The 24097-nt window shown below is 65.1% G+C and carries 23 protein-coding genes, 1 tRNA gene and 1 pseudogene; 12 read left to right on the top strand and 13 right to left on the bottom strand.

The features are described from left to right. Positions 1-137: 137 nt before the first annotated feature. The 6 genes from MTR72_RS07140 to MTR72_RS07165 form a co-directional block, all read right to left on the bottom strand. Positions 138-2063, bottom strand: a complete 1926-nt coding sequence (locus MTR72_RS07140) for a sensor histidine kinase (protein WP_280968145.1) — start codon at positions 2061-2063, stop codon at positions 138-140. Further along, on the bottom strand, positions 2060-2743 hold the full coding sequence (locus tag MTR72_RS07145; RefSeq protein WP_280968146.1) for a response regulator: 684 nt from the start codon (positions 2741-2743) through the stop codon (positions 2060-2062). Before MTR72_RS07145 ends, MTR72_RS07140 begins: the two co-directional genes overlap by 4 nt. Positions 2744-2898: 155 nt before the next feature. Continuing rightward, positions 2899-5664: a DUF2235 domain-containing protein gene (locus MTR72_RS07150; RefSeq protein ID WP_280968147.1), complete on the bottom strand. Its 2766-nt coding sequence runs from the start codon at positions 5662-5664 to the stop codon at positions 2899-2901. A 207-nt stretch (positions 5665-5871) separates the two neighbouring features. Then, the gene (locus MTR72_RS07155; RefSeq protein ID WP_280968148.1) at positions 5872-6102 is read right to left on the bottom strand and encodes a hypothetical protein; all 231 of its coding nucleotides are present in this window, start codon (positions 6100-6102) and stop codon (positions 5872-5874) included. Between the two features lie 201 nt (positions 6103-6303). Beyond that, on the bottom strand, positions 6304-6606 hold the full coding sequence (locus MTR72_RS07160) for a hypothetical protein (protein WP_341510257.1): 303 nt from the start codon (positions 6604-6606) through the stop codon (positions 6304-6306). A 170-nt stretch (positions 6607-6776) separates the two neighbouring features. Then, positions 6777-6861 (bottom strand) — tRNA-Leu (locus MTR72_RS07165). 158 nt (positions 6862-7019) lie between these two features. Here MTR72_RS07165 and MTR72_RS07170 point away from each other — a divergent pair. Then, entirely contained in the window at positions 7020-7559 is a 540-nt protein-coding gene (locus MTR72_RS07170) for a disulfide bond formation protein B (RefSeq protein ID WP_280968150.1), read from the top strand. Between the two features lie 16 nt (positions 7560-7575). On the opposite strand, the gene MTR72_RS07175 is transcribed toward MTR72_RS07170, so the two are convergent. After that, the gene (locus tag MTR72_RS07175; protein ID WP_280968151.1) at positions 7576-8661 is read right to left on the bottom strand and encodes an AbrB family transcriptional regulator; all 1086 of its coding nucleotides are present in this window, start codon (positions 8659-8661) and stop codon (positions 7576-7578) included. 101 nt (positions 8662-8762) lie between these two features. Further along, positions 8763-9032 carry a PsiF family protein gene (locus MTR72_RS07180; RefSeq protein ID WP_280968152.1) on the bottom strand — a complete coding sequence of 90 codons (270 nt, stop codon included), beginning with the start codon at positions 9030-9032 and terminating at the stop codon, positions 8763-8765. 191 nt (positions 9033-9223) lie between these two features. On the opposite strand from MTR72_RS07180, the gene MTR72_RS07185 reads away from it, so the two are divergent. Beyond that, complete coding sequence (locus MTR72_RS07185) at positions 9224-9706, top strand: hypothetical protein (RefSeq protein ID WP_280968153.1); 483 nt, start codon at positions 9224-9226, stop codon at positions 9704-9706. Positions 9707-9761: 55 nt separating this feature from the next. On the opposite strand, the gene MTR72_RS07190 is transcribed toward MTR72_RS07185, so the two are convergent. Further along, on the bottom strand, positions 9762-10310 hold the full coding sequence (locus MTR72_RS07190; protein WP_280968154.1) for a TetR/AcrR family transcriptional regulator: 549 nt from the start codon (positions 10308-10310) through the stop codon (positions 9762-9764). 110 nt (positions 10311-10420) lie between these two features. Between MTR72_RS07190 and MTR72_RS07195 the strand changes: the two genes are divergently transcribed. From MTR72_RS07195 to MTR72_RS07205, 3 genes are all read left to right on the top strand, one after another. Then, positions 10421-10849 carry an acyl-CoA thioesterase gene (locus MTR72_RS07195; protein ID WP_280968155.1) on the top strand — a complete coding sequence of 143 codons (429 nt, stop codon included), beginning with the start codon at positions 10421-10423 and terminating at the stop codon, positions 10847-10849. 3 nt (positions 10850-10852) lie between these two features. Further along, positions 10853-11296: a PaaI family thioesterase gene (locus MTR72_RS07200; RefSeq protein ID WP_280968156.1), complete on the top strand. Its 444-nt coding sequence runs from the start codon at positions 10853-10855 to the stop codon at positions 11294-11296. A 108-nt stretch (positions 11297-11404) separates the two neighbouring features. Then, a complete protein-coding gene (locus MTR72_RS07205; RefSeq protein ID WP_280968157.1) occupies positions 11405-12070 on the top strand; it encodes a DsbA family protein in 666 nt (221 codons plus the stop codon). Positions 12071-12163: 93 nt separating this feature from the next. Here MTR72_RS07205 and MTR72_RS07210 read toward each other — a convergent pair whose 3' ends face one another. The 3 genes and pseudogenes from MTR72_RS07210 to MTR72_RS07220 all read right to left on the bottom strand — a co-directional run bounded on the left by MTR72_RS07210 (position 12164) and on the right by MTR72_RS07220 (position 14523). Continuing rightward, entirely contained in the window at positions 12164-12370 is a 207-nt protein-coding gene (locus MTR72_RS07210; protein ID WP_280968158.1) for a hypothetical protein, read from the bottom strand. A gap of 82 nt (positions 12371-12452) precedes the next feature. Continuing rightward, a pseudogene (locus MTR72_RS07215) lies at positions 12453-13521 on the bottom strand (carboxylesterase family protein). Between the two features lie 30 nt (positions 13522-13551). After that, positions 13552-14523: a S1C family serine protease gene (locus tag MTR72_RS07220; protein WP_280968160.1), complete on the bottom strand. Its 972-nt coding sequence runs from the start codon at positions 14521-14523 to the stop codon at positions 13552-13554. Positions 14524-14810: 287 nt separating this feature from the next. Here MTR72_RS07220 and MTR72_RS07225 point away from each other — a divergent pair, with 287 nt between their 5' ends. From MTR72_RS07225 to MTR72_RS07255, 7 genes are all read left to right on the top strand, one after another. Continuing rightward, positions 14811-16229 (top strand): M20 family metallopeptidase, encoded by a 1419-nt coding sequence (locus MTR72_RS07225; protein WP_280968161.1) that lies wholly within the window; start codon positions 14811-14813, stop codon positions 16227-16229. Positions 16230-16489: 260 nt separating this feature from the next. Further along, positions 16490-18280 carry a peptide ABC transporter substrate-binding protein gene (locus MTR72_RS07230; protein WP_280968162.1) on the top strand — a complete coding sequence of 597 codons (1791 nt, stop codon included), beginning with the start codon at positions 16490-16492 and terminating at the stop codon, positions 18278-18280. Positions 18281-18311: 31 nt separating this feature from the next. Further along, positions 18312-19271 carry an ABC transporter permease gene (locus MTR72_RS07235; protein WP_280968163.1) on the top strand — a complete coding sequence of 320 codons (960 nt, stop codon included), beginning with the start codon at positions 18312-18314 and terminating at the stop codon, positions 19269-19271. After that, entirely contained in the window at positions 19237-20166 is a 930-nt protein-coding gene (locus MTR72_RS07240; protein WP_280968164.1) for an ABC transporter permease, read from the top strand. The genes MTR72_RS07235 and MTR72_RS07240 overlap by 35 nt, the downstream gene beginning before the upstream one ends. Beyond that, positions 20166-21146, top strand: a complete 981-nt coding sequence (locus tag MTR72_RS07245; RefSeq protein WP_280968165.1) for an ABC transporter ATP-binding protein — start codon at positions 20166-20168, stop codon at positions 21144-21146. The genes MTR72_RS07240 and MTR72_RS07245 overlap by 1 nt, the downstream gene beginning before the upstream one ends. Beyond that, on the top strand, positions 21143-22111 hold the full coding sequence (locus tag MTR72_RS07250) for an ABC transporter ATP-binding protein (RefSeq protein ID WP_280968166.1): 969 nt from the start codon (positions 21143-21145) through the stop codon (positions 22109-22111). The genes MTR72_RS07245 and MTR72_RS07250 overlap by 4 nt, the downstream gene beginning before the upstream one ends. 64 nt (positions 22112-22175) lie before the next feature. After that, positions 22176-23426 carry an MFS transporter gene (locus tag MTR72_RS07255; RefSeq protein ID WP_280968167.1) on the top strand — a complete coding sequence of 417 codons (1251 nt, stop codon included), beginning with the start codon at positions 22176-22178 and terminating at the stop codon, positions 23424-23426. Positions 23427-23438: 12 nt separating this feature from the next. Here the strand turns inward: MTR72_RS07255 and MTR72_RS07260 are convergent, their stop codons facing one another. Then, positions 23439-24062: an HAD family hydrolase gene (locus MTR72_RS07260; protein WP_341510258.1), complete on the bottom strand. Its 624-nt coding sequence runs from the start codon at positions 24060-24062 to the stop codon at positions 23439-23441. Positions 24063-24097 lie beyond the last annotated feature (35 nt).

The raw sequence follows: 24097 nt of genomic DNA on the forward strand, positions 1-24097 counted from the left end.
CGACTGCAGATGCGGGGAGAGGACGAACGTTTCGGGCAATGGGACGACTTGCGAACGCAACCCCCGTCCTCCGCAGGCAGAAATCCCGGTCCGATCCCTCTCTCCGTGCGTCCCACACGTTCGGAGAGGGGGCCTTTTCAGCCCGCGGCTGCGTCGCTGTCGGGAAAACGCTGCGGCAATTGCAGCCGAACGCGGGTGCCCGAGGAATCAGAGTTCAAATCGAGCACAGCGCCGCAGCGGGCGGCGCGGCTCTTCATGTTGCGCAGGCCCCGCGCCGTCTGGCGTGCGCCCGCCGCCTCGCCATTGTCGGCCAGCGCAAAGCCCTTGCCGTCATCCCCGACGCTGATCACTCCGTATGGCCCCCGGCCATCATCGAGCGTCTCGATGGTGACGGCGATGTGACGGGCGCCTGCATGCTTGACCGCGTTGGTGACGGCCTCGTCCAGAATCCGAACGATCTGGATGACGTGCCATGGCCGCAGCTCCGGATGCAGCGGCAGGCCCTGCGGTGTTGCCACGTGCCAGTCGAGCACGAGCTCGTGCGGCCGCAATTGTGTCGCCGCACGCTCGCGCCAGGAGCCGAGCGCGAGCATGAGGTCGCCGCCGATGTCGTCCATGGAATCGATGACGAGGCGAAGATCCTTCAGCGCGGCGCGTGCCGCATCCGTGATGGTCGCGCCTTCATGACCGCGCTCGGACAGCGCGACGATGCTGACGAGCTGGCCGCCGAGGCCATCATGCAGATCGCGCATCAGGCGCGTGCGCTCGTTGGCGAGCGCTGCGGCCCGCGCCCGCTCTTCCTCGCGGGCGAAGCTCGCCTTGAGCCGCTCCTCGGCCTCGCGCACCCTCGCGACGAGCTGGCCGGCAAAATTGTCGACCTGGTTCAGCGCGCGGGCGAAGCGCCAGGTCAGCCCTGCGCCGATCGCGACCAGCATCGCCGAATAGGACAGGCGCGAGACGAAGATGCGCTCGTTGGACACGATGTCGAACACCGACAGCATGTCGTGGACCCAGCAAGTCAGCACGATGGTCACTGCGCAGCCAATCGTGAAGCTCGCCGCGTCCTGCCGCCGGATCACTGCGGTCGCCGTCACGCAGGCCATTAGGAACAGACAGATGCCCACCGTCGGAATACCCAAGAACAGGAAGAGAATGCGCGGCAGCGGCGGCCCCGCAGTCAGCCCGACAACGAACACGATCAGCCCCGGCGCGAACAGGAGCGTGCCGTGACGCGGCCAGCGCCAGCCGAAGAACAGCACGCCGAAAACGACGATCAGGGCACTCTCGAGCGGCGCCGATGCCAGCAGCACTGGCGCGAGCCGGAACGAGGTGGCCGGAGGCACGGGCGCTGGCAGGAACGTCTGCACCACGCCGAGCACCATCGCGGCCGCCAGCACGCCATAGACCGGTTCGCGCCGGCGCATCAGCCACATGATCGCGAGAATGAGGGCGAGGATCGATTGCCAGGCGGAGAACACCACCTGCAGCGTGACGAACAGCAGAGTTCGCGTCTCAAAGGCCGGCCGCAAGGCCTCGTCCGGCCCGACATAGACGGTGTCGAGAAAGCCCTTCAGCGGCCCCCATATGAACAACCGCACGGCGATCTGGTTGGCTCCGTCGTGCAGCAGCGAGAACGGGATGACCGCAATCTGCGGCGTGTTGCGGTCGGGCCGGTTGGCGTTAGCGTCGCGCCGGGAGTCGAGTACGACGACACCGTTGATGGCGACTTCCACCGCATTGCTGAAGCGCGGCAGGAACACCGACCATCCCGATGCGGCATCGCCGTTTCGGAAGGTGAAGGTGCCGTTGTAGAGCGGCGGGTCGGCAAGCGAATAGCGCGAGGCGGTGAAATGCGGCAGCGTCACCGGGCGTGTCGTGCCGTCCTCCTGCAGCGAAAACTCGCTCACGGCAAAATCGTCGGGATCGCTCGGCTGGAGCAGCCGCAAGCCGAGGATGGTGGCGATCACGATCAGCGCCTGGAGCAGCAGGTAAGGCACGAGGCGCGAGGCCCGAAGCCGCAGCCGCGTGCGCGTGACCACTGCCTTCGCTGCAACCTCGCTCACAGCTTGATCAGGCCCTGCTGCACCGCCTCGAACACCGCTTCGCTACGCGTGTGCACCTCGAGCTTGCGATAGATGTTCTTGATGTGGCCGGGCACGGTCTGCCGCGACAGGCCGAGATGGCTCGCGATCTCGGCGTAACTGAAGCCCTTGGCGATCCCCCAGAGGATGTCGATCTCGCGCGGGGTGAGCTTTGCGGTGTTGAGCGCGGGACCCGGCGGCGGCTCGGCAGAGCCCTGCGCGGTACCTTGCGTTCTGCGCACGATGAAGCGCGCGATCGAGGCCGAGATCGGCGAATGTCCGGCGACGAGCTCGCGCACGGTGGTGGCAATGTCGGTCGGGAACGCATCCTTCAGGAGATAGCCGGTGGCGCCGACGGTGATCGCCGAGATCACGCTCTCCTCGTCTCCGAGGGCGGAGATCACCATGATCTCGGTGTCTGGAAACCGCTGCCGCGTCTCGCGGATCAGCTCGACGCCGTGGCCGTCGGGCAACCGCAAGTCGGTCAGCAGCACGCGCGGTGCGCCCTCGCCGAGTGCGCTGCGGGCTTCCCCCAGCGTGCCGGCGGTGCGCACCTCGTAGCCGGCCTTGACCAACGCGTCCTGGAGCCGCCAGCAGGTCGGCGCGTCGTCCTCGACGAGGAGGATGGTGATGGCCTCACCCGTCTCGCCCTGTTCGGTCATGATCATCGTCCCGCACCGCGTGTCCCCCGCGGGCCGAGCAATTTTAGCCTCGGCGCGGACCGCGCGACACCCATAATCATGGGGGCGGAAAAAACCTCGCGGCGTCGTGCTCAACAGGCGGGGGACCAATCGCATCGGGCGCGTGGGTTCAGACGTTACTTGTTCGCCAGCGCTGGCGCCGGCTGCTCCGGCGGCGGCAGCCGCTGCACGGTGATCCGCGCCGTGCCGCTATTGTTCTTGTAGTATTGCTCGTCGGGCCCGAAATAGGCCGCGAATTTTGCTGGGACCAGCCATCTCAGGAAACCCGGGAAGATCTGCACGGCGTCATTGACGTAGAAGAACAGCTCGCCGGAGTCCGGCGCCACGAATTCCGCGACCACCCGATCGGTGAGGTGCTGCGCGTCCCAGATTTTCCGTGCCGTATCGTCTTGCGCCAGAGCATCGAACGTGCCCATCTTCGCGATCTCGTCCTTCAGCTTCTTCAGCTTCTCCGTGTCGGCAGGATCCGGCAGTCCCGTCGCGTCTTCGAGGCGGACGGGATATCTGTTCTTCGACTTGTCCATGTCCCTTTCCGCAGGGAGAGTAGGATTCATGCGACGTGGCAGCTCGTCGGCGGAGACTACGTTCACGGCTTGCAAGGGTTGATCGTTCAATCCCTTCTCTCCGACGCGCACCACCGGCTGGAACCAGTCTGCGCCGAACAACCGCCGGATTGGCAAGGCGAGATAGTGGTGTATTTCGTAGGTCTGGAATCCGTTGACGCCGGTCATGATCGTGCGGTCGAACCAGGGTTCGTCCATGTCGATCCAAATGCGATACTTGCGGCCCTTCTCGACCGCGAGCCTGCTCGCCCAACAGAATTGCTCGACTTTGAACAGTTCGCTCGCCTGCAGCGCGGTGTCACTCACCGGCTTCGCCGGCGCGATACTCGTCGCTACGTTCAACCCTGCTTTTTTCTCTCGTTCCGTCTTAGTCTCGGGGCTCTCGCAAACCTGCCCCGTCGCGACGCGCCAGGTGAAAAAGCTGTTCGAGGCGATCATGAGGGCCGAGGAGTAGATCGCGACGATGAAGGCGAACGGAAAGACGATTTTGGCGAACAGGAGGCGGATCCACCACGCCTTCCTCTGCATAAAGCCGCCAAATCTGAACAGCACGTTCACCCTGCTGAGGTGCTTCAGGCTTGCTTTGCGATCCGGCCGGTACCAGGCCAGCCGCGCGCGCTCCTGGATGCCGTCGCGCAGCACAGAGTTCAGGTTCCAGACCCCCCACGTGGCGAGCACAACGAGCGAGGTCAGGAAAGGATAATAGAGTGCGATGTTGAGCCATGGTCCGGCATAGGATGGCAACACGTCCTTGAGCAGGTTTGCAATCGGGCCGATCACGGCGCCCAGGCCCCAGTCTATGTCGGTAATGATCCGCAGCACTGGAGTATCGCGCAGGCCGTTGTCCTCGGATGTCTCGACGATCTTGTGGGCGATCCACGGCCAGGCGACGATCACACCGGCCATGATCAGGAGCGAGAAATAGGCCACGCGTCGCCACCACACGGCGCCGCGCGCAAGATTGGCCATCTTGGCGTCGGGCGCGTTCATCGTGGCGAAGGCGCTGGCCTCTTCCTTGCTCAACGGCCCCCTGGCCTTCTCCAGATAGGCGTCCTGCATTGCCTTGTGCGTGCCGCCATTGGCGAGGTCCCTGATACTTCCGTCTGGCATCAGCACCCGGGCGTTCGCAGGGAGCATAATCGGTGCATAGTCGTCGCACCCGAACAGCATGCGCTCGACCACCGCGAAGTGCACCACCGGCGTGCCGCCGTTCGCTTTGCCTTCAAGGATCGGGCGCGGACCGTAGCGGTAAAGCACCGCCGCGCCGCTGCGCGAATCGTGCGCCGGCCCGATTGCCGATTGATATGCGCAAAAATGCTCGATCGTGCCGTCCTGGAAGCGGAGCTTGCTGCCGAGCTGCTGGACCATCCACACCAGCGGCACGAAGGACAGCGTGCATTCCGGATAGCCGCCGCCGACGTCGGAATGAACGCCCGCGAACCACACTTCCTTGACGACCTGCTTCGCCGCCAGCTTGCTCTGGTCGATTCGCAGCGGGTGGAAGGTGGTGCGCTCGTCATCGAGCGCGAGCGCGTGGCAGGCGTATTTCACCTTGTCCGAAAGCCGGTGATTGCGGAAGGAGATTGGCCAGATCGCCCAGTCGATCGCGACGCGCAGCTCCTCGATCGGAACGCCAAACGCCTCGACCGTGTCGAACAGCCCGAGGAATTCGATCTTGACGTTCGCGCGACGTCCCATCGCCTTGCGGACCTTGCAATAGGGACGATGCAGCAGCAGACCGTGATAGAGAAAGAGCAGGACGTCCCGGATTATTCGCGCAATCCAGATCGTCGGCAGGCTCTTGTAGAACGGCACGGTCGTTCTACGGTACTTCCGCCACGCCGCCATGGCATTGCGGTTCATCTCTGCATGCGAGACCGGCTCGCCCTTGATCTGTGCCGGCACCAGCCCCTGGCTCGCGATCATCGCCGCCAGTGTGCGCGCCGTGAAGGCACCACGGCTGAAGCCGAAGATGTAGATCTCGTCGCCCTCCCGCCAATTCCAGCACAGGAATCGATAGAGCTTGCGGACGTTGGCCGGCACGCCAATGCCGGTGGCGCCGTCGAGCGCGGCAAGCGGCGCCCAGCCTGCGGTGCCCACGCCCTTGATGTAGTACGAGATCTGGTCGGGCTGAGTGTGATCGAGCGCCTCGTAGAGGCGCCACACGCTGGATTCCTGGGTGGTGAACGCGTTGCCCGTGCCGTCGGCGAACAGCACCAGCTTGCGTTTCGGCGGCGTGGTGGTCGCGGGATCCTCTGCCTTCGTGGCGCCGCCCGCACTGGCAGGATCGGCGTTCTGCGCCCCATGATCGTGCAGCATGGACCCCCTCCGACAATCTTGACCGGGGTGCCCGCTCAAGCCCCAGCCGGGCGGCATCCGCCAGCGTCAATCAATGGTTGCGTCATGAAAATAGAGCTGCATTCTGTGCATAAACCCGCTGAGGTAGCAAGCCGGATTGCCGTGGCGGCAGGCGCCGCCGGACGAGGCCGCAGCGATCGCGTGAGCGGACTGCGCGACCGCGCCGGATCATCCATTCAGCTCGTCTCGCGGTGGTGGGTACCGCCGCGCCAGCACCGACAGCGGCAGATGCCGCTCGTCCTCCGGCAGCTCGAGATAGGACAGCACCTGCGACCGCTTCCAGTCGTCGACGCCAAAATCCATTGCCATCCATTTCTGCGGCTCGGGGCCTTCGAGCCCCCGGACCCAGACGAAAAAGCGGGGGAGGTCATCCGGCTCCGTCGTGCGTCTCCTGGCCATCAGAGCTACTCGCTGCACCAACACGCGTTGCCGCAGGATATAAGCATGAAGTCTGGGGAGGTCGAACTCGTTAGGAGGACCCGTCTCTCCGCGCTGAATGCGTTGCCCATCTGGGTCCCGGCGCTGCGCAGCAACGCCCTAAGCGCGTTTACGCGCGTCTTCAACGCGCTATGGCGTTGCCACGCGTCCGCAGTGGCCTCGTCACTGCCAGAGTTCGCTCTCGGCCACGCGGTTGATGTCGGCGAGTCGCCGGCTTGCGTCGCCCTTGGGATCGATGCTGGCGAGGAGCGTCAACAGGCGATGATAGGCGTCATCAGCGACTGCGACCGGTACCGGGGCCTCGTCAAAGGCTTCGACATAGCTGCCGACGAGGCTGCTCAGGAGACGGCACAGGCCGCGCTGCTCGGGGTCGTCGCGACCGAGCGTCTCGAGTTTCTGCTGGAATGTCCGGCAAGTTCGCAGACCGTGGTGCTGCTCTGAGAGCCACGTGTGCAGGTCGTTCATGTGAGCCTCTTCGGTGAGCGAAGAAGCTAAGGGCTTATATAGTGGAGATGTGACAATTGCTAGGAGGGGAGATGCGGCGCCAGTCCGTCTTCACCAAGAGGCTTCGCCGGACACGCCTCGCCTTTCGGTCTGACATGGCTGCGCCACGCGAAGCCCGAAAGGGCGAAGCGTGGTGCCCCTGGCCGGAATCGAACCAGCACTCCTTGCGGAACTCGATTTTGAGTCGAGCGCGTCTACCAGTTCCGCCACAGGGGCCCTCGGTCGGCCCCTCTGGCGAGGGCGTCGCGAAGCCGGCGGACTATAGCCATGGGAAAGGCGGGGTCAACCCGCGCCAAAGTGATCCCGGCCGTTCTCGACAGCGGCATGGGCCGGAGTTAGAGGCTTAAGCCGCGACCGATCCGATAGAGGCTGCCGTGACGACCCATAGTGCCGCACTACCAGCGTTCAACCGGGCCGCAAGCGGCCCCGCCCTGACTGCCTCGCTTCTGGTCACCATGATCGCGGCGGTGACGATCGCAGGCGCCTGGTTCTTCCAGCTCGTGCTGGAAATCCTGCCTTGTCCGCTCTGCCTCGAGCAGCGCTACGCGTATTACCTGGCGATCCCGCTCGGAGCGCTCACGGCGTTCGCGGCACGCCGCGGCGCGCCGCGGCCGCTGCTGCTCGTCGGGCTTGCGATCCTCGCGCTGGCGACGCTCGCCAATGCCGGGCTCGGTGGCTACCACGCCGGCGTCGAATGGGGCTTTTGGAAGGGACCGACCGACTGCTCAGGCCCCGTCGTCAGTCTCGGCAGCGCCACCGACCTGCTCTCTCGGCTCGACACCGTGAAGGTGGTGCGCTGCGACGAGGTGCAGTGGCGCTTCCTCGGCATCTCGCTCGCCGGCTACAACGTGCTGATCTCGCTGCTGATGGCCGCGATCGCGGCGTGGGGGTTTGTGGCGACGGCGAAGCGCTAGACCCTACGGCAGCGCACTAGTCATCCACATCGTCCTGCGTGCGTCCGAACAGGTGCACGATGCCGGGGGTCGCGATCGTCACGAACACGAAGCGCGACAAATGATGGGCGCCGACGAAGATCGGGTCGATGTGCAGGGTTAGGGCCAGCGCCAGCATGGCGTCCATCGCGCCCGGCGCGAAGGCGACGACGACGTCGGAGAATTTCACCTGCGTGGTGAGCGCCACGATCCCGACAAAGACGCCGGACACCGCAATCGCGACCGCGAACGAACCCAGCGCGGCGTTGATGTGGCCGGCCAACGTCCTGATTTTCATCCGCGCAAAACGGCTGCCGATCAGCGCGCCGATGCCGACCAGCGCCACGCCGCGCACCCAGTTCGGCAGGCCGCCCTCGACCCATCCCGCGCCATGCAGCACGCTGGAGGCGATCATCGCGCCGAACATCCAGCTCGCCGGAAACTTGATCAGCCGCAACAGCAGCGACAGCGCCAGCGAAGCGGCGACCAGCTTCACGAGGTCGAGCGGCGAGGCGATCGTCGTCGTCAGCGACGGCCCGGCGGAGGGCGCAACGCCCGCCAGCGCCAGCACCAGCGGCAGCGCGGCGGTCAGGATGATGACGCGCATGGTCTGCACCACAGCGATGCCTGGCAAGTCGGCGCCGCGCTCGACCGCAAGGATCGTGATCTGCGACAGCGCGCCGGGGCTGCCGGCGAGGAATGCGGAGGTGCGATCCCAGCCGTGGACACGCTGGAGGTAATAGCTCGAGCCGAAGGTCGCGCAGAAGGTTGCCAGCGCAAGCAGGCCGATGGTCAGGGGATAGGCACTGACTTGCTGGATCAGGTGGCGCGAGACGACGGAGCCCAAGGAAATGCCGAGCAGCACCAGCACGATCTGCGTTAGGAGCGGTGGCATCGCGAGCTGGCGGCCGGCGATCGCGGCGATCCCGACCGCGATCATCGATCCCGAGATCAGCCCGCCGGGAAGGCCCGCGACCAGAAACAACAGCCCGCCGGCAGAGCCGATGACGAGCGTCTCCACCGCGCTCAAGACCTTGGCGCGGCTCGGCCATTCGAACGACAGGGAGGCGGTGATTTGCTTCACGCCACCTTATGGCAAATCGGCGGGAGGCGCACAATTGCGGCCAAGTCATGCCGCAATGCGCACGCCTTTCGCCGAAATGCGACGTTGGGGATTGGGGCGATTTACTTTTTGTCCGCGGGGGCGGCGGTGCCGGCCTTCGCTTCCTTCATGCACTCTCGGCGGAATTTCTTGCGCTCCTTGCCCTTGAGGCCCTTGGCATCCGCCTGCTTGGAGCATTCGAGCGATTCGGCCGAGCGCTCCTTCGGCGCCTTCTTGTCAGTGGTAGCCGCGGTATCGGTCTTGGCAGCCGGCGCGGCGGTCTGCGCGAAGGCGGTGCCGGTGGCGAGCAGGGAGGCAAGGGCGACGGCGGCGAGGCGCGAGGCGAGGTTCATGGCGTTGCACTCTTGGTTGCAAGTTAGCGAGGGACGCGAACGTCGGCTCGCCATGCTGAACGCAGCATGAATAAGCCGCGCGAGGGGATCACTATATTTTGGCATCGCTTCCTTGTCGGAAGCCGCCGACACTCTAGGATAGCAATCCTCATTTCACTTCCCTTGAGGGAAGACCAAGAAGGAGACCAAGGATGACCATTCAAGCCAAATTGTTGTGTGGCGCAGCGGTGGCGGGATTCGCCGCGCTGGTGGCGAGCGCGCCGGCGCAGGCGCTGACCACGCAGGAGTGCAGCGCGAAATACCAGGCCGCCAAGAAGGACGGTACGCTAGGCACCATGAAGTGGAATGACTTCCGCAAGGCCCAGTGCGGCGCGGACGCCACCCCCGCTGCTGCGCCAACTGCGGCTGCACCTGCGGCTCCCGCCGAGCCGAAGCAGGCGAAGAAGGAGGCGGCTCCCGCCGCCGCTCCGGCGCTGCCGGCGGGACCTGCGATGTTCCCGAACGCGGTCGATCCGAAATATGCCAAGGAGACGGCCGGCAAGGCCCGCCTGCACACCTGCGTCGACCAGTACAATGCCAACAAGGCGACCAACGCCAATGGCGGCATGAAGTGGATCGAGAAGGGCGGCGGCTACTACTCGGAATGCAACAAGCGCCTGAAGGGCGCCGGCTGAGGCTCGATGTGATGCGATGGCCGGAGCAGAGCTCCGGCCATTTCGCTTAAGGCATCTAGTCCAGCAGCTTCTCGGCCGACTTCGCCACGAGCTGCGAGCGCTTGCGCGGGCTGCGCTCGACGAACAAGAGGCTCTGGCCGAAGATGAAGCAGTAGAACAGGAAGGCCTGCGCGTCGGCCTCCTCAGTCGCAAGCCCGGTTGCATGATAGAGCTCGGCGACGTGCTTGAGTCGTGCGGCATCGACGCTCGCGACCGCCGCCGCCGCATTCTCGTCCGCGCGGGCCCATTGCCTGATCGCGAGCTCGATCGCCATGCCTTCGGGGTTCAGCCGCTCGGAATAGAGCTGGATCAGCGATTTCAGCCGTTCGCGGGGCGCTTGTCCGTGGAGGCTCGTCTGCTGCGCGATCGCCGCGGCGCGTCCTTCGCGCCAGCGCTCCAGCATGGCATCGAGCAGCGCGGCGCGGTCGGCGAAGCGGCGATAGAACCCGCCCTTGGTCACGCCGAGGTTCTTGGCGAGGACCTCGACCCGGACCCCCTCAACGCCCGAGCGGGCGAGCTCGGTAAATCCTGCCTCGACCCAGACGTCGCCTCTGTCGTCGCTCATGAAGGAAGCCTCACCGGTTCTTGATACGGTGCCGTATTGCTAGCGCGTCCCCAGGCTGATACGCTACCGTATCAAAATCAAAAGGCAGACACAAAAGGGCGGGAATTGCGATGGAGCAGGAGGCGACCTATCGCGGCACGGTCTATCCGTGGCAATGCGATCATGTCGGCCACATGAACATCATGTGGTATGTCGGCAAATTCGACGAGGCCAACTGGAATCTGTTCGCGCGGCTCGGGCTGACGCCGAGTTACCTGCGCAGCTCCGGCCGCGGCATGGCGGCGGTACAGCAGAACATCACCTACAAGCGCGAGCTGCTCGCAGGTGACATCATCGAGATCCGCAGCGTCCTCCTCGAGATCCGAGACAAATCGATCCGCTTCCGGCATGAGATGACGAATGCCGAAACCGGTGAGATCGCCGCGATCTGCGAGATCACGGGCGTGCATATGGACAGAACGGCGCGTAGGTCCGCGCCGTTCGCGGATGCAATCCGCGAAATCGCCATGACGCATCTCGCCCAGCCGGCCGAGGCCTAGGCGATGATCGCGTTCGAGCCGAAAAACCCGGACTACCACGCGGCCGCCACTGCGCTGTTCGCCGGACAGCCGGCGATGCGTGCGCTCGGTATCTCGCTCGTCCATCTCGCGCCGGGCAGGGTCGAGCTGGCGATGCCGCATTCGTCCGCCTTCACGCAGCAGAACGGTTTCGTTCACGCCGGCATCATCACGGCAGGGCTGGACAACGCCTGCGGGGTTGCCGCCTTCACCTTGATGCAGTGGGAGGCCGACATTCTCACCGTCGAGTTCAAGACAACGTTGCTCGCGCCCGCCCGGGGCGAGCGCTTCACCTTCAAGGCCGAGGTCGTCAAGCCGGGCCGCACGCTGACATTCTGCGAAGCCAAGGCCTTTGCCGAGCATGACGGCAAGACCACCTTGATCGCCGCCATGACCGGCACGCTGATGGCGATGTTGCCCCGCGCGTAGCCCTCGCTGCCGGTGCGATGACAATGCCGGCGCGACACTCTATATGTCGCGTAACAATTCCCGGTCGCGCGCCGTATCTGCGGCGATGGGGCCGAAACGGGACGAGATATGACCAAATCCAGGACTAACAGCGGCCTTGTGCCGACGCGGCGCACGGCATTGACGTTGATTGGGGCCGGCGCCCTCGTGGCGGGGGGCATCGCCACGGCGCGCGCGGCGGCGGTCGACGATGGCGAAGTGCTGACCGAAGCCAAGGTGCTGCGCGACCCGGACGTTCCCGTTGCCGGCAATCCCCAGGGCGACATCACCATCGTCGAATGGTCGGACTACAATTGTCCCTATTGCCGCAAGCTCGAGCCCGAGCTGCGCCAGGTCGTTCAGGACGACGGCAAGGTGAGGCTGGTGCTGAAGGACTGGCCGGTCCTCGGTCCGGTCTCGGTCACGGCGGCGCGAATCGCGCTCGCCGCGAAATTCCAGGACAAGTATCATCAGGCCCATGACGCCATGATGGGCGTCAGCTCGCGCCTGACCGAGCCGCGCATCAATGAGCTGCTGGCTGGCGCCGGCGTCGACATGGACCGCCTGAAGCGCGACCTCACCGCGCGCGCCAAGGACATCGACGCCGTCCTCAAGCGCAACAACGATCAGGCCGAGGCCTTCGGTTTCCGCGGCACGCCGTCCTTCATCGTCGGCAAATACCGCGTGCCCGGCGTGCTGACGATGGCGGAGTTCGAGCAGGTCATCGCCGACGCCCGCAAGGCCAAGATGAACTGACAAGATGAACTGATCCGCGTGCCGCACCAACAGCGGCCAACACAAAGGCGCCGCCGCGGATCGCGACGGCGCCTCGTTCGTGTTCGAGCGATGTTACTTCGACGAGATGCGGACCCAGTCCTTGTGCGCGCGATCACGCAGCGCGTCCCAGTCGGCCTTGGCGACGTCCCAGTTCACGAGCGTGCGGTTGGCGGCCGCGACCTCGCCGCTGGCGACCGACGACGTCTGCATGGAGTCATAGATGTAGACGCCGCAAACCAAAAGCAGCGCGCCCAGGATCATTCCGAAAAAAGTCTGCATTGGTGAACCTCCGGTGACCGTCGATAACGTCGGCCCGGAATGATGGTTCCGCGGCACTGCGGCGCAGGCAAGGACGGATTGTTCATCCCCCATTCAGCCATTGCAGCAGCTCCGCATTGATCTCGCGCGGATAGCAGTGGCTGAGATCGTCGATCTCGCGATAGGTCACGTCGGCCCCGGCCGCCGACAGCGCCGCTTGCGTCTGCCGTGCCGTCTGCACCGGAAACATCCAGTCGAGCTTGCCGTGGGTGATGAAGAGCGGCAGGCCCTGCATGCGCGCGGCATCGGCCATCTCCGCCATCAGCGGATGGAAGGTCGCCGAGACCGGCGCAAGATGCGTGAAGGGCGAAGCGCCGTCGAGCCCGGTGACGTAGCAGAAGGTGCCGCCGTCGCTCATGCCGGTCAGCAACAGGCGTGTGGCATCGATGGTCCAGCGGCTGCGTACGGTTTCGAGGATGCGCATGAGATTCGGCGTGTCGGTGTCGTCGCCCATCAGCGCCCAGGTCGGGCCGGTCGCGGTCGGCGCAACCAGTATCGCGCCAAAGCTGCGTGCATCGCGCAGCCAGCTCCACAGGAAGCCGCGACCGTTGCCGCTGCCGCCATGCAGCGCCATCACCAGAGGCATGGCGCGATCGTGCCTGTAATATTCGGGTACGTAAACGGAGAAGCCGCCACGGCTGCCCGGCTCGTTGTGATCGTGGAAGATGCCGGTGTGCTCGCTCGCGTCGGCGGCAAGCCGCGTCAGCAGGCTTTCAGCCTCGCGTGTCGCGGCGCCAAGGAAGAAACTGCTCACCGGCGGAAACTTTGCCGCGAGCGGATAAAGCGCCTCCTGCGCGCGGGGCACGTGGCGCAGCGCGCGGAACACGGCGACCAGATCGCCATTGCCGCGCTCGACCTCGCGCAAGCCGGCGAAGGCGGCGAGCGTCTCGTCGCAGGCGCGCTCCACCAGGCTGTGAAGTGCAGCGAACTGCTCCGGCCACTCACCGATGCCGGCGCGCGCTGCCCGCAACGCCTCGTCCGGCGCACCGATCGCGTTCATCACCGAACAAGGCTGGCGGATGCAGGTGCCGGCCGACGAAACCCAGCCCTTCCAGCGCATTGAGCAGCGGTGGCAGCACGGCGACGATGTCGTCCACCACGGCCTCGGTCATTGCCTCGTCCTTGCCTGATGTCAGTCCTGCTCAGTGCAGCTTCGGCGCCTTCAACAGCTTGAAGCGGTCGGTCGACGTCACCGTGACGTCGAAGGTGACGCCTTCGTGGTGCACCGTCAGGGGGACGTCGACGCCGGCGTCGCCGAGCGCCCACATCTTGCGATAGAAGTCGGTCTGGCTCGTCACCTTGTCGCCGTCGACCGCGAGAATGACGTCGCCGGTCTTGAGCTCGGCGCGCGCGGCCGGGCCGTCGGAGGAGATCCCGATCACGACCACGCGGTTGTCGATCTCGGTCGAGTAGAGCCCGAGCCAGGGCCGTGCCGGCTTGTTGACGCGGCCGAATTTGCGCAGGTCGTCGAGGATCGGCTTCAACAGATCGATCGGCACGATCATGTTGACGTGCTCGGCCTTGCCGTCGCGCTCGCGCTCGAGCTGGAGCGAGCCGATCCCGATCAATTCACCGCGCTCATTGAGCAAGCCCGTGCCGCCCCAATTCGGGTGGGCAGGGTAGGTGAAGACGGCTTCGTCGAGCAGATATTCCCAGTAACCGGCGAATTCCTGCTTGGCCACGATCTGGCTCGCGACCGATCGCGTGCGCCCGCCGGCGCCGCCGACAACGACGCGATCGCCGGTCCGGGTCGCGGCCGATGCGCCGAGCGGCAGCGGCTCGATGTCGAGCCGGCCGAGCGCCTGCACCAGGCCGAAGCCGGTGACGGAATCGAAGCCCAGCGCATGTCCTTCCACCACGCGGCCGTCGGCGAGATGCAGCCAGACCGATTCCGCCTCGGTGATGAGATAACCGATGGTGAGCACCAGCCCGTCGTCGATCACGACGCCGTTGCCGGCGCGCTCGGTGCCCAGCGTCTCTGCGCTGAAGGCGTCCGGTGGGATGATGGCGTGCAGCCCGACGATGGAGGCGAGCGCGCGGTCGAGGTCGAAACCGTAGTCGCTCGCGCGCGGCTGGTTGGCCGGCGGCACGCGCCATTCGGTCAGAGCGGGCATGGAGTTCTCCTGATCAGCGAACGCGGCCCCTTCGTCGCGACAAGCGGACGCGCGAAGCATTGGTAATTTAGGCCGGGGGCGGCCGTCTTGAAAGACTTGACCGCCAACAATTCGGGACGCTGCGTGAATTCTTCGAAAGGGCACAGGAACTGTCTGCACAAGATTTGACAGACATGCCGTCATACCGGCACCGGCCGCATGGCTGGTGTCCGGCCAGCGGCTGGTCGTTCGCAGACGAAGCTGCTAACCATTGCCGCTTCGTTTTGACCTAGATCACGGACCGAAGCATGGATAACCGCAGTGACATCTGGCGTGGCGTCGACACCATCAAGGCGCGTTTCATCGACCTGAGCGACAAGGTCTGGGGCACGCCCGAGGTGTGCTACACCGAAGCGCGGTCCGCCGCCGAACATCTCGCCGAGCTCCGTCATCAGGGTTTCCGTATCACCGAGAACGTCGCCGGCATCCCGACCGCGCTGATGGGCGAATGGGGTGAGGGCGGTCCGGTCATCGCCTTCATGGGGGAGTATGACGCGCTGCCGGGCCTCAGCCAGGAGGCGGGTGTCGCCGAGCACCGCCCGATCGAGACTGGCGGACATGGCCATGGCTGCGGTCACAACCTGCTTGGCTCTGCGGCGCTGCTTGCCGCGACCGCGGTGAAGGACTGGCTCGCCGAGAACAGAGTGCCGGGCCGCGTGCGCTATTACGGCTGCCCGGCGGAAGAGGGCGGCGCGGCCAAGGCCTTCATGGTGCGCTCGGGCGCCTTCGCGGACGCCGACATCGCCATCACCTGGCACCCGCACAGCTTCTGGGAAGTGGCGGTGACGCCGTCGCTTGCCAACACGCGCGCCGACTTCATCTTCACCGGCCGCACTTCGCATGCGGCGGCCTCGCCGCATCTCGGCCGCTCCGCGCTCGATGCGGTGGAGCTGATGAATGTCGGCGTGAACTACATGCGCGAGCACATGCCGAGCGATGCGCGCGTGCATTACGCGCTGCTCGATACCGGTGGCATCGCGCCCAACGTCGTGCAGGCCCATGCGCGGGTGCGCTATTCGATTCGCGCCCGCGATCTGCCCGGCATGACCGAGCTGGTCGAGCGCGTCAGCAAGATCGCGCAGGGCGCGGCGCTGATGACCGAAACCAAGGTCGAGATGAAGATCATCTCCGCGGTCTCGAACATCCTTCCGAACGCGCCGCTGGAGCAAGCACTGCACCGGGTCATGGAAGAGCTCGGACCGCCGCATTTCGACGATGCGGACAAGGGCTTTGCCAGCCAGATCCGCGCGACGCTGAGTGAGAAAGATATTGCGTCGGTCTATTACGCGATCGGCATGGAGCCGACCGATCGTCCGCTCGCCGATTTCCTGGTGCCGCTCGATGCCAAGCGCAACCCGCTGGTCGGCTCGACCGACGTCGGCGACGTGAGCTGGGTCGTGCCGACGGTGCAGGTGCACGCACCGACGGTTGCTATCGGCACGCCGTTCCACACCTGGCAGGTCGTGGCGCAGGGCAAGAGCGCGCATGCCCACAAAGCCATGGTGCAGGCGGCCAAGGCCATGGCCGGGCTCGGCGTCAGGGCGCTCACGGAACCGGAGCTGATCAAGGCCGCCAAGGCGGATCTGATGAAGCGGACGGCCAAGACACCTTACGTCTGCCCACTGCCGGATCACGTCGCGCCGCCGCTCGATATGTCCGTGGCGTAGAATTTCGTCTCGATACTTCGTCTGATCCGGCGAACAAATTTTCCGCAGTGCAGCGCGGCTTTTGGCGCGTTTTGACGCCGGATTGCCGAGCGCTTGGGCTGCGGAACGCAGTTTTGCCCAACGGAAAGTCAGAAGACCGTTTGCACACACACGGTCCCAGTTGACGCGCGCCCTATTCGGTGTGCCATCTACCGCCAGCCAAACCCGGCGGCCGCATCTCGGCCGCCTGCATCCGTAAGGGAACCAGACGGGGGACAACCATGCTGGATAAAGAACTGCGTTCGATGATCGACAAGGTGGCGGGCGGCAAGATGGATCGCCGCGCCTTCATCCAGCGCATGGCCGCCATCGGCCTCACCGCACCCGTCGCCAACCAGATCCTCGCGCTTGGCGGCGTCGCCATGGCGGAAGGCGCCTCGACCTACAAGCCGACCAAGCGCGGCGGCGGCGGTGCGCTGAAGCTGCTGTGGTGGCAGGGCCCGACTTTGCTCAACCCGCATTTCGCCACCGGCACCAAGGATCAGGACGGCTCGCGCCTGTTCTATGAGCCGCTCGCCTGTTGGGATCCGGACGGCAACATGAAGCTGGTGCTGGCCGCGGAGATCCCTTCGATCCAGAACGGCGGGCTGGCCGCCGACGGCAAGTCGGTGACCTGGAAACTCAAGCCCGGCGTGAAATGGCACGACGGCAAGCCGTTCACGGCCGACGACGTCGTGTTCAACTGGGAATACGCCAGTGATCCCGCGACCTCCGCGCTCACCATCGGGACCTTCCGCGACATCGTGGTCGAAAAGATTGACGACCTCACGGTCCGCATCGTCTTCAACAAGCCGACGCCGTTCTGGGCCGACGCCTTCGTCGGGGCTCCGAACGCCATCATCCCCAAGCATCTGTTCGCCGATTACAAGGGCGCCAAGTCCCGCGAGGCGCCGAACAATCTCTCGCCGGTCGGCACCGGCCCCTACAAGTTCGTCGAGTTCAAGCCGGGCGATCTCGTGCGCGGCGTGCTCAACCCCGACTACCACATGCCGAACCGTCCTTATTTCGATACGCTTGAAATGAAAGGCGGCGGTGATGCCGTCTCGGCGGCGCGCGCGGTGATCCAGACCGGCGAATACGATTTCGGCTACAACATTCAGGTGGAAGACGATGTCCTGCTGCGGCTCGAGAAAGGCGGCAAGGGCAAGGCCGTCTACGCCGTGGGCGGTGACACCGAATTCGTCGCGCTGAACTTCACCGATCCGAACACCGAGGTCGACGGCGAACGCTCCTCGATGAAGACGAAGCATCCGCTGTTTTCCGATCCCGCCGTGCGCAAGGCGTTGTCGCTGCTGGTCGATCGTGAGTCCGTCAAGAAGGCCATCTACGGACGCGCAGGCCGCACCACCGCGAACTTCCTCAATGGCCCGGAAAAGTTCGTCTCCAAGAACACCACGTGGGAGTTCAGCATCGAGAAGGCGTCGAAGATCCTGGATGATGCCGGCTGGAAGCCCGGCGCGGACGGCATCCGCGAGAAGGACGGTAAGAAGCTTAAGCTGCTGTATCAGACCTCCATCAACGGCCCGCGCCAGAAGACCCAGGCCATCGTCAAGCAGGCCTGCCAGAAGGCGGGAATCGATGTCGAGCTGAAATCGGTCGTAGCCACGGTATTCTTCTCCTCCGACGTCGGCAATCCCGACACCTACCCGAAGTTCTATGCGGATATGGAGATGTTCCAGATTCCGATGAGCCAGCCCGATCCTGCCCAGCACATGCGTCGCTATATTTCGAGCGAAGTGGCGACCAAGGAGAACAAGTGGCAGGGGCGGAATTTCCCGCGCTGGGTCAACAAGGAATACGACGCGACGATCGAGGCCGCCGAAGGCGAGATGGATCCCGTCAAGCGTGCGGCGCTCTACATCAAGGCCAACGATCTCCTGATCCAGGACGTGGTGTTCATCCCGGTCCAGCATCGCCTCAAGGTCGAAGCTGCCGCCAACAACCTGCAGTGCATCATCAGCGGCTGGGCCAACGAAACCGACAATCTGTTCGACTGGTACCGGGAGGCATGATCGCGCGGGCTGAGAAGGGGCTTTCTACCCTATGAGTCAGTATGTCCTGCGTCGTCTGCTGATTGCCATTCCGAGCCTGCTCGGCATCTCGCTGGTGCTGTTCATCGTGCTGGCGATGGCGCCGGGCGACCCGTTCTCGGAACTGACGACCAATCCGAACGTGCCGCCCGAGGTCGCTGCCGCTCTTCGGGCGAAGTTCGGCATGGATGATCCGATCTACCTTCGCTACCTGCACTGGCTCTCGGCTATGGCGCATGGCGACTGGGGATTTTCCTTCGTCAGTCGGATGGACGTCGACACGCTCATCCTGCAGCGCCTGCCGGCCACGCTCTACGTGATCGGCTCGGCGCAGATCCTGGCGCTGCTGATCGCGATTCCGGTCGGCGTCTATGCCGCGACGAAGCCCTATTCGCTGTTCGACCAGATCGCGAACACACTCGCCTTCGTCGGCTTCTCGCTGCCGACCTTCTTCACCGGCATCCTGTTCATCCTGATCTTCTCGGTCACGCTGGACTGGCTGCCCTTCGTCTATTCCACCGACATCAAGGCGACCGGCATCCGCTGGGTGCTCGAGATGATCCGGCAGGCGATCATGCCGGTGGCGGTGCTCGGTCTGTTCCAGGCAGCGTCGATGACGCGTTTCGTACGCTCGGCCATGCTGGACGTGATCAGGCTCGACTACGTCACCACGGCGCGGGCCAAGGGCCTCGGCCAGGCCAAGGTCATCGTCAAGCACGTGATGCGCAACGCCATGATCCCGGTGGTCACGCTGATCGCGCTGCAGATGCCCGCGGTGTTCGGCGGTGCCATCGTCACCGAGCAGATCTTCCGCATCCCCGGCATCGGCTCGCTGCTGATCTCCTCCATTCTGGCCAACGACACGCCGGTGGTGATGGCCGTCACCTTCGTTTTCGCGTGCCTCGTCGTGCTGTTCAATCTCATCGCGGACGTCCTGTATGGCTGGCTTGACCCTCGCATCTCCCTCCGCTGAACGGACCACCGCGCGGGCCGCTTATTCGCCCTGGCGCGAGACGTGGCGGCGCTATCGCCGCCACCGGCTTGCCGTGGTCAGCGCCTTCCTGCTCCTGCTCCTGGTTCTGGCGGTCGTCGTTGGACCGTTCGTCTGGCGCGTCAAGATCAACGACATCGACATCGTGGCCGGCCTGCAGGGGCCCTCTCTCGCCCATCCCTTCGGCACCGACGATCTCGGCCAGGACATTCTGGCGCGCATGATCTATGGCGGCCGCATCTCGCTGGCAGTCGGGCTCGCCGCGATGCTGGTGTCGGTGTTCGTCGGCACGCTGATCGGGGCGCTCGCCGGCATGTCGCGCGGCGCGCTCGGGCACGCCTTGATGTGGCTCACCGACCTCTTCCTGTCGCTGCCGCAACTGCCGCTGCTGCTGCTGCTCATCTATCTCTTCCGTGACGGGCTGAAGACGATGTTCGGCCCCGAGGGCGGCATCTTCATCCTGATCGTGCTGGTGATCGGAGGCTTGCGCTGGATGCCGGTCGCCCGCCTCGTGCGCGCGCAGTTCCTGTCGATCCGCGAGAAGGAGTTCGTCGAGGCCGCGCGTGCGCTCGGCGCGAGCCCGGTGCGGCAGGTGGTGCGCCACATCCTGCCCAATGCGGTTGGCCCGGTGATCATCGCCGGCACCATCGACGTCGCCGCCGCTATCATTGCCGAATCGACGCTGTCCTTCCTCGGCCTCGGCTTCCCGCCGGATACGCCGACCTGGGGACGGCTGCTCTATGACGCCAAGGACTTCCTCGACATCGGCCCGCATTGGGCGCTGTTTCCGGGCGGCGCGATCTTCATCGCGGTGGTTGCGATCAACTTCATCGGCGACGGTTTGCGTGACGCGCTCGATGCGCGACGGGTGATCTGATGGCGCCGCTGCTCGAGATCAAAGGGCTCAAGACCCACTTCTCCACCGACGACGGCATCTTGCAGGCCGTCGACGGCGTCGACATCTCCATCAACAAGGGCGAGACGCTCTGTGTCGTCGGCGAATCCGGCTGCGGCAAAACCGTGACCGCGATGTCGATCCTGAAGCTGATCGCGATGCCGCCGGGCCGCATCGCGGCCGGCGAGATCATCTTCGAGGGCCGCGATCTCGTGCCGCTGACGAGCAACCAGCTCGACGAGATCCGCGCCAAGGAGATCGGCTTCATCTTCCAGGAACCGATGACCTCGCTCAATCCGGTGCTCACCATCGGTGAGCAGATCGCCGAGAGCCTGCGCCGGCACGAGGCCGTGACCAAGAAGCAGGCGCTCGAGCGCACCATCGAGATGCTGAAGCTGGTGCAGATCCCGAACTCGGAGGGGCGCGTGCACCACTATCCGCACCAGTTCTCCGGCGGCATGCGCCAGCGCGTGATGATCGCGATGGCGCTCGCCTGCAAGCCGAAGCTCGTCATCGCCGACGAGCCGACCACGGCGCTCGACGTCACCATTCAGGCGCAGATCCTCGACCTCCTGCAGGACATGAAGGAGCGCTTCGGCATGGCGGTGATGTTGATCACCCATGCCATGGGCGTCGTCGCCGAGACCGCGCAGCGCGTAGTCGTGATGTATGCCGGCAAGGTTGTGGAGGAGGCTCCGGTCGACGAGCTCTTCGGCGATCCGCGTCATCCCTATACCCAAGGCCTGATCCGCTCGATCCCGCGTATCGATCTCGCCAGCGAGCACAAGACGCGGCTGGAGGCGATCGGCGGCTCGGTGCCGATCCTGATCAATCCGCCGGTCGGCTGCCGTTTTGCCCCGCGTTGCCGCTTTGCCATGGATATTTGCACCAAGAAGGAGCCGCTGTTGCGCGAGATCGCGCCCGGCCACCGCATGGCCTGTCATCTGGGAGATGCGTCATGAGCGAGCCCTTGCTGCGCGTCTCCGGGCTGAAGAAGTACTTCCCCGTGCTCGGCGGCCTGTTGTCGCGCCAGGTCGGCAGCGTCTATGCGGTCGACGGCGTGTCGTTCTCGGTCAATCGCGGCGAGACGCTTGGGCTGGTCGGCGAATCCGGCTGCGGCAAGTCCACCACGGGGCGCTGCGTGCTGCGGCTGATCGAGCCGACCGACGGCGAAGTCGTGTTCGACGGTCAGGACGTGCGCAAGCTCGGTGGCAACGACCTGCGCGCGATGCGGCGGAACATGCAGCTCGTATTCCAGGATCCGTTCGCCTCGCTCAATCCACGCATGACGGTCGGTGCCATCCTCGGCGAAGCCTTCACCATCCACAATCTCGCGTCCTCCGCCAAGGAGCGGGAGGAGCGCGTCGCGGGCCTGCTGGTGAAGGTCGGCCTCAAGGCCGAGCACATGCGCCGCTACCCGCACGAATTCTCCGGCGGCCAGCGTCAGCGCATCGTGATCGCGCGTGCGCTTGCAGTCGAGCCGAAGCTGATCGTCTGTGACGAGCCGGTCTCCGCGCTCGATGTCTCGATCCAGGCGCAGGTCATCAACCTCCTGGAGGACCTCCAGGCCGAGTTGAACCTCACCTATCTCTTCGTCGCGCACGATCTCTCGGTGGTCGAGCACATCTCCGACCGCGTCGCGGTGATGTATCTCGGCCGCATCGTCGAGATCGCGAAAGCGAGCGACCTCTACCGCAATCCGCAACACCCCTATACCAAGGCGCTGCTATCCGCCGTGCCGGTGCCGGACCCGAAACTCAAGCGCAACCGCATTCGCCTGAAGGGCGACGTGCCGAGCCCGATGAAGCCGCCCAAGGGCTGTCACTTCCACACCCGCTGTCCGATCGCCCAGCCGCGCTGCTCGGAGAGCGCGCCGGAGCTGAAGGAGGGGCCGGGTGGACACGCCGTGGCGTGTCATCTGGCCTAAAGGCGCGCTGCGCATGTGAGATACGGCTTGATTCAAACGGATCGGCCCGGGGAGCGGGGGAGCAATGAGCCAGATAGAAGGCGTCGGTCTTGCCGGTATCGACGCGCAGCCGTCGAGGGATGCGGACACGGAGGCACGCCGTGCGCTGTGGGGATCGGCGCTGGGCTATGCCATGGATGGGTTCGACCTCCTCATCCTCGGCTTCATGCTGACGGCGATTTCCAGGGATCTTCATCTCACGCAACCGCAGGCGGCCTCGCTGGTGACGGGGACTCTGGTCGGAGCTGTCGTCGGCGGCTTCATCTTCGGCATGCTGTCGGACCGGCTTGGCCGGGTCCGCGTCCTGACCTGGAGCATCGTCCTGTTCGCGGTCTTTACCGGGCTGTGCGCGCTGGCGCAGGGCTATTGGGATCTGCTGACCTACCGGGCCATCGCCGGGCTCGGTCTCGGCGGCGAATTCGGCATCGGCATGGCGCTGGTGGCGGAGGCCTGGCCGCCCGCGAAGCGCGCGCGGGCGACGTCCTATGTCGGCCTCGGATGGCAATTCGGCGTGCTCACCGCGGCGCTGGTGACGCCGATCCTGCTACCCCTCATCGGCTGGCGCGGGATGTTCGCGATCGGCGTGTTTCCGGCGCTCGTCGCCTATGTGATTCGGCGCAAGCTGCATGAGCCTGATGTGTTCGTGGCGCACAAGGCGAAGACGGCGGACGCCGGCTCCGCGCTCCGCGCGCTCGTGGCCGACCGCGAGACGACCAGGATCAGCCTCGGGATGATCATCCTCTGCTCGGTGCAGAATTTCGGTTACTACGGCATCATGATCTGGCTGCCGAACTATCTCTCGACGCGGTTCGGCTATGGCCTCACGCAATCGGCGCTGTGGACCGCCGTCACCATCGCCGGCATGGCGCTCGGCATCTTCCTGTTCGGCCACGCCGCCGATCGCTTCGGTCGCCGCCCGGCGTTCCTGACCTATATGCTGGGCGCGGCCGTCATGGTGGTGGTCTATTCGCAATTGACGGGGGCGACGGCATTGTTGATCGGCGGAGCGGTGATGGGCTTCTTCGTCAACGGCATGCTCGGTGGTTACGGCGCGCTGATGAGCGAACTCTATCCGACCGCGGCGCGCGCCACCGCGCAAAACGTATTCTTCAATATCGGTCGCGCGGTCGCCGGCTTCGGTCCGCTGGTGGTCGGCATCGTCAGCGCAGCTTATGGCTTCCCGACGGCGATCGCCGGTCTCGCGCTGCTTTACATCCTCGATATCGTGGCGCTGCTCGCACTGATCCCGGAGCGAGGCGGCGTCGATCTCGCCTGAAGCGATGCTCGTTCATCGTCCCCGAAGCAGGCCGTTACTCGACAGAGCTTGCTTGAAGGCCTCTACCGACGTGTGGTGATGCGCGACGAGACCGGCTTGCCGTGCGCCTGTGACATTTGCCGGGAGGTCGTCGACAAAGAAGACGGTCTCGGGTTTCGCCTGGAGCTCCGCGAGGCAGAGGCGGTAACATCGCGGGTCGGGCTTGGCCGCCTTGAACTGGGCCGAGGTGTAGATCCTGGAGCCGAACAGCGGCCGCAATTCCGGCAGCAGCGTATCGATGTGTTCGGCAACCAGCGTCGTATTGTTGGTGAGGACGGCAATGTCGACCGATCCGCGCAAGCCGCCGGCGATCTCCAGCATCGCGAGGTCGGCCCTCATCGAACGGCGCCGCGCCTCCACCCACTGCTCCAGCGACAAGGGGTAGCCGATGCGTTCGCCAAAACCACGTAAATAATCCGCTGCATCGAGGGCGCCGCTGTCGCCGAGAAACTCGAATCCTGCCTCCCAGATCGCCTTGTAGACGAACTCGCTGGTGGATCCCGCAATCTCCGCGAGATGTGCGATGCGCTTTCCCCTGTCATATTCGCAGAGGACATTGTCCATGTCGAAGAGGATAAGCTCGATCTTGTTAGCCACAGCAACGCTCTCAGCCTGGCCGAAGCATCCGGCGG

Origin of the sequence: Bradyrhizobium sp. ISRA442, assembly GCF_038085055.1 — a bacterium.
Classification (GTDB): Bacteria; Pseudomonadota; Alphaproteobacteria; order Rhizobiales; family Xanthobacteraceae; genus Bradyrhizobium.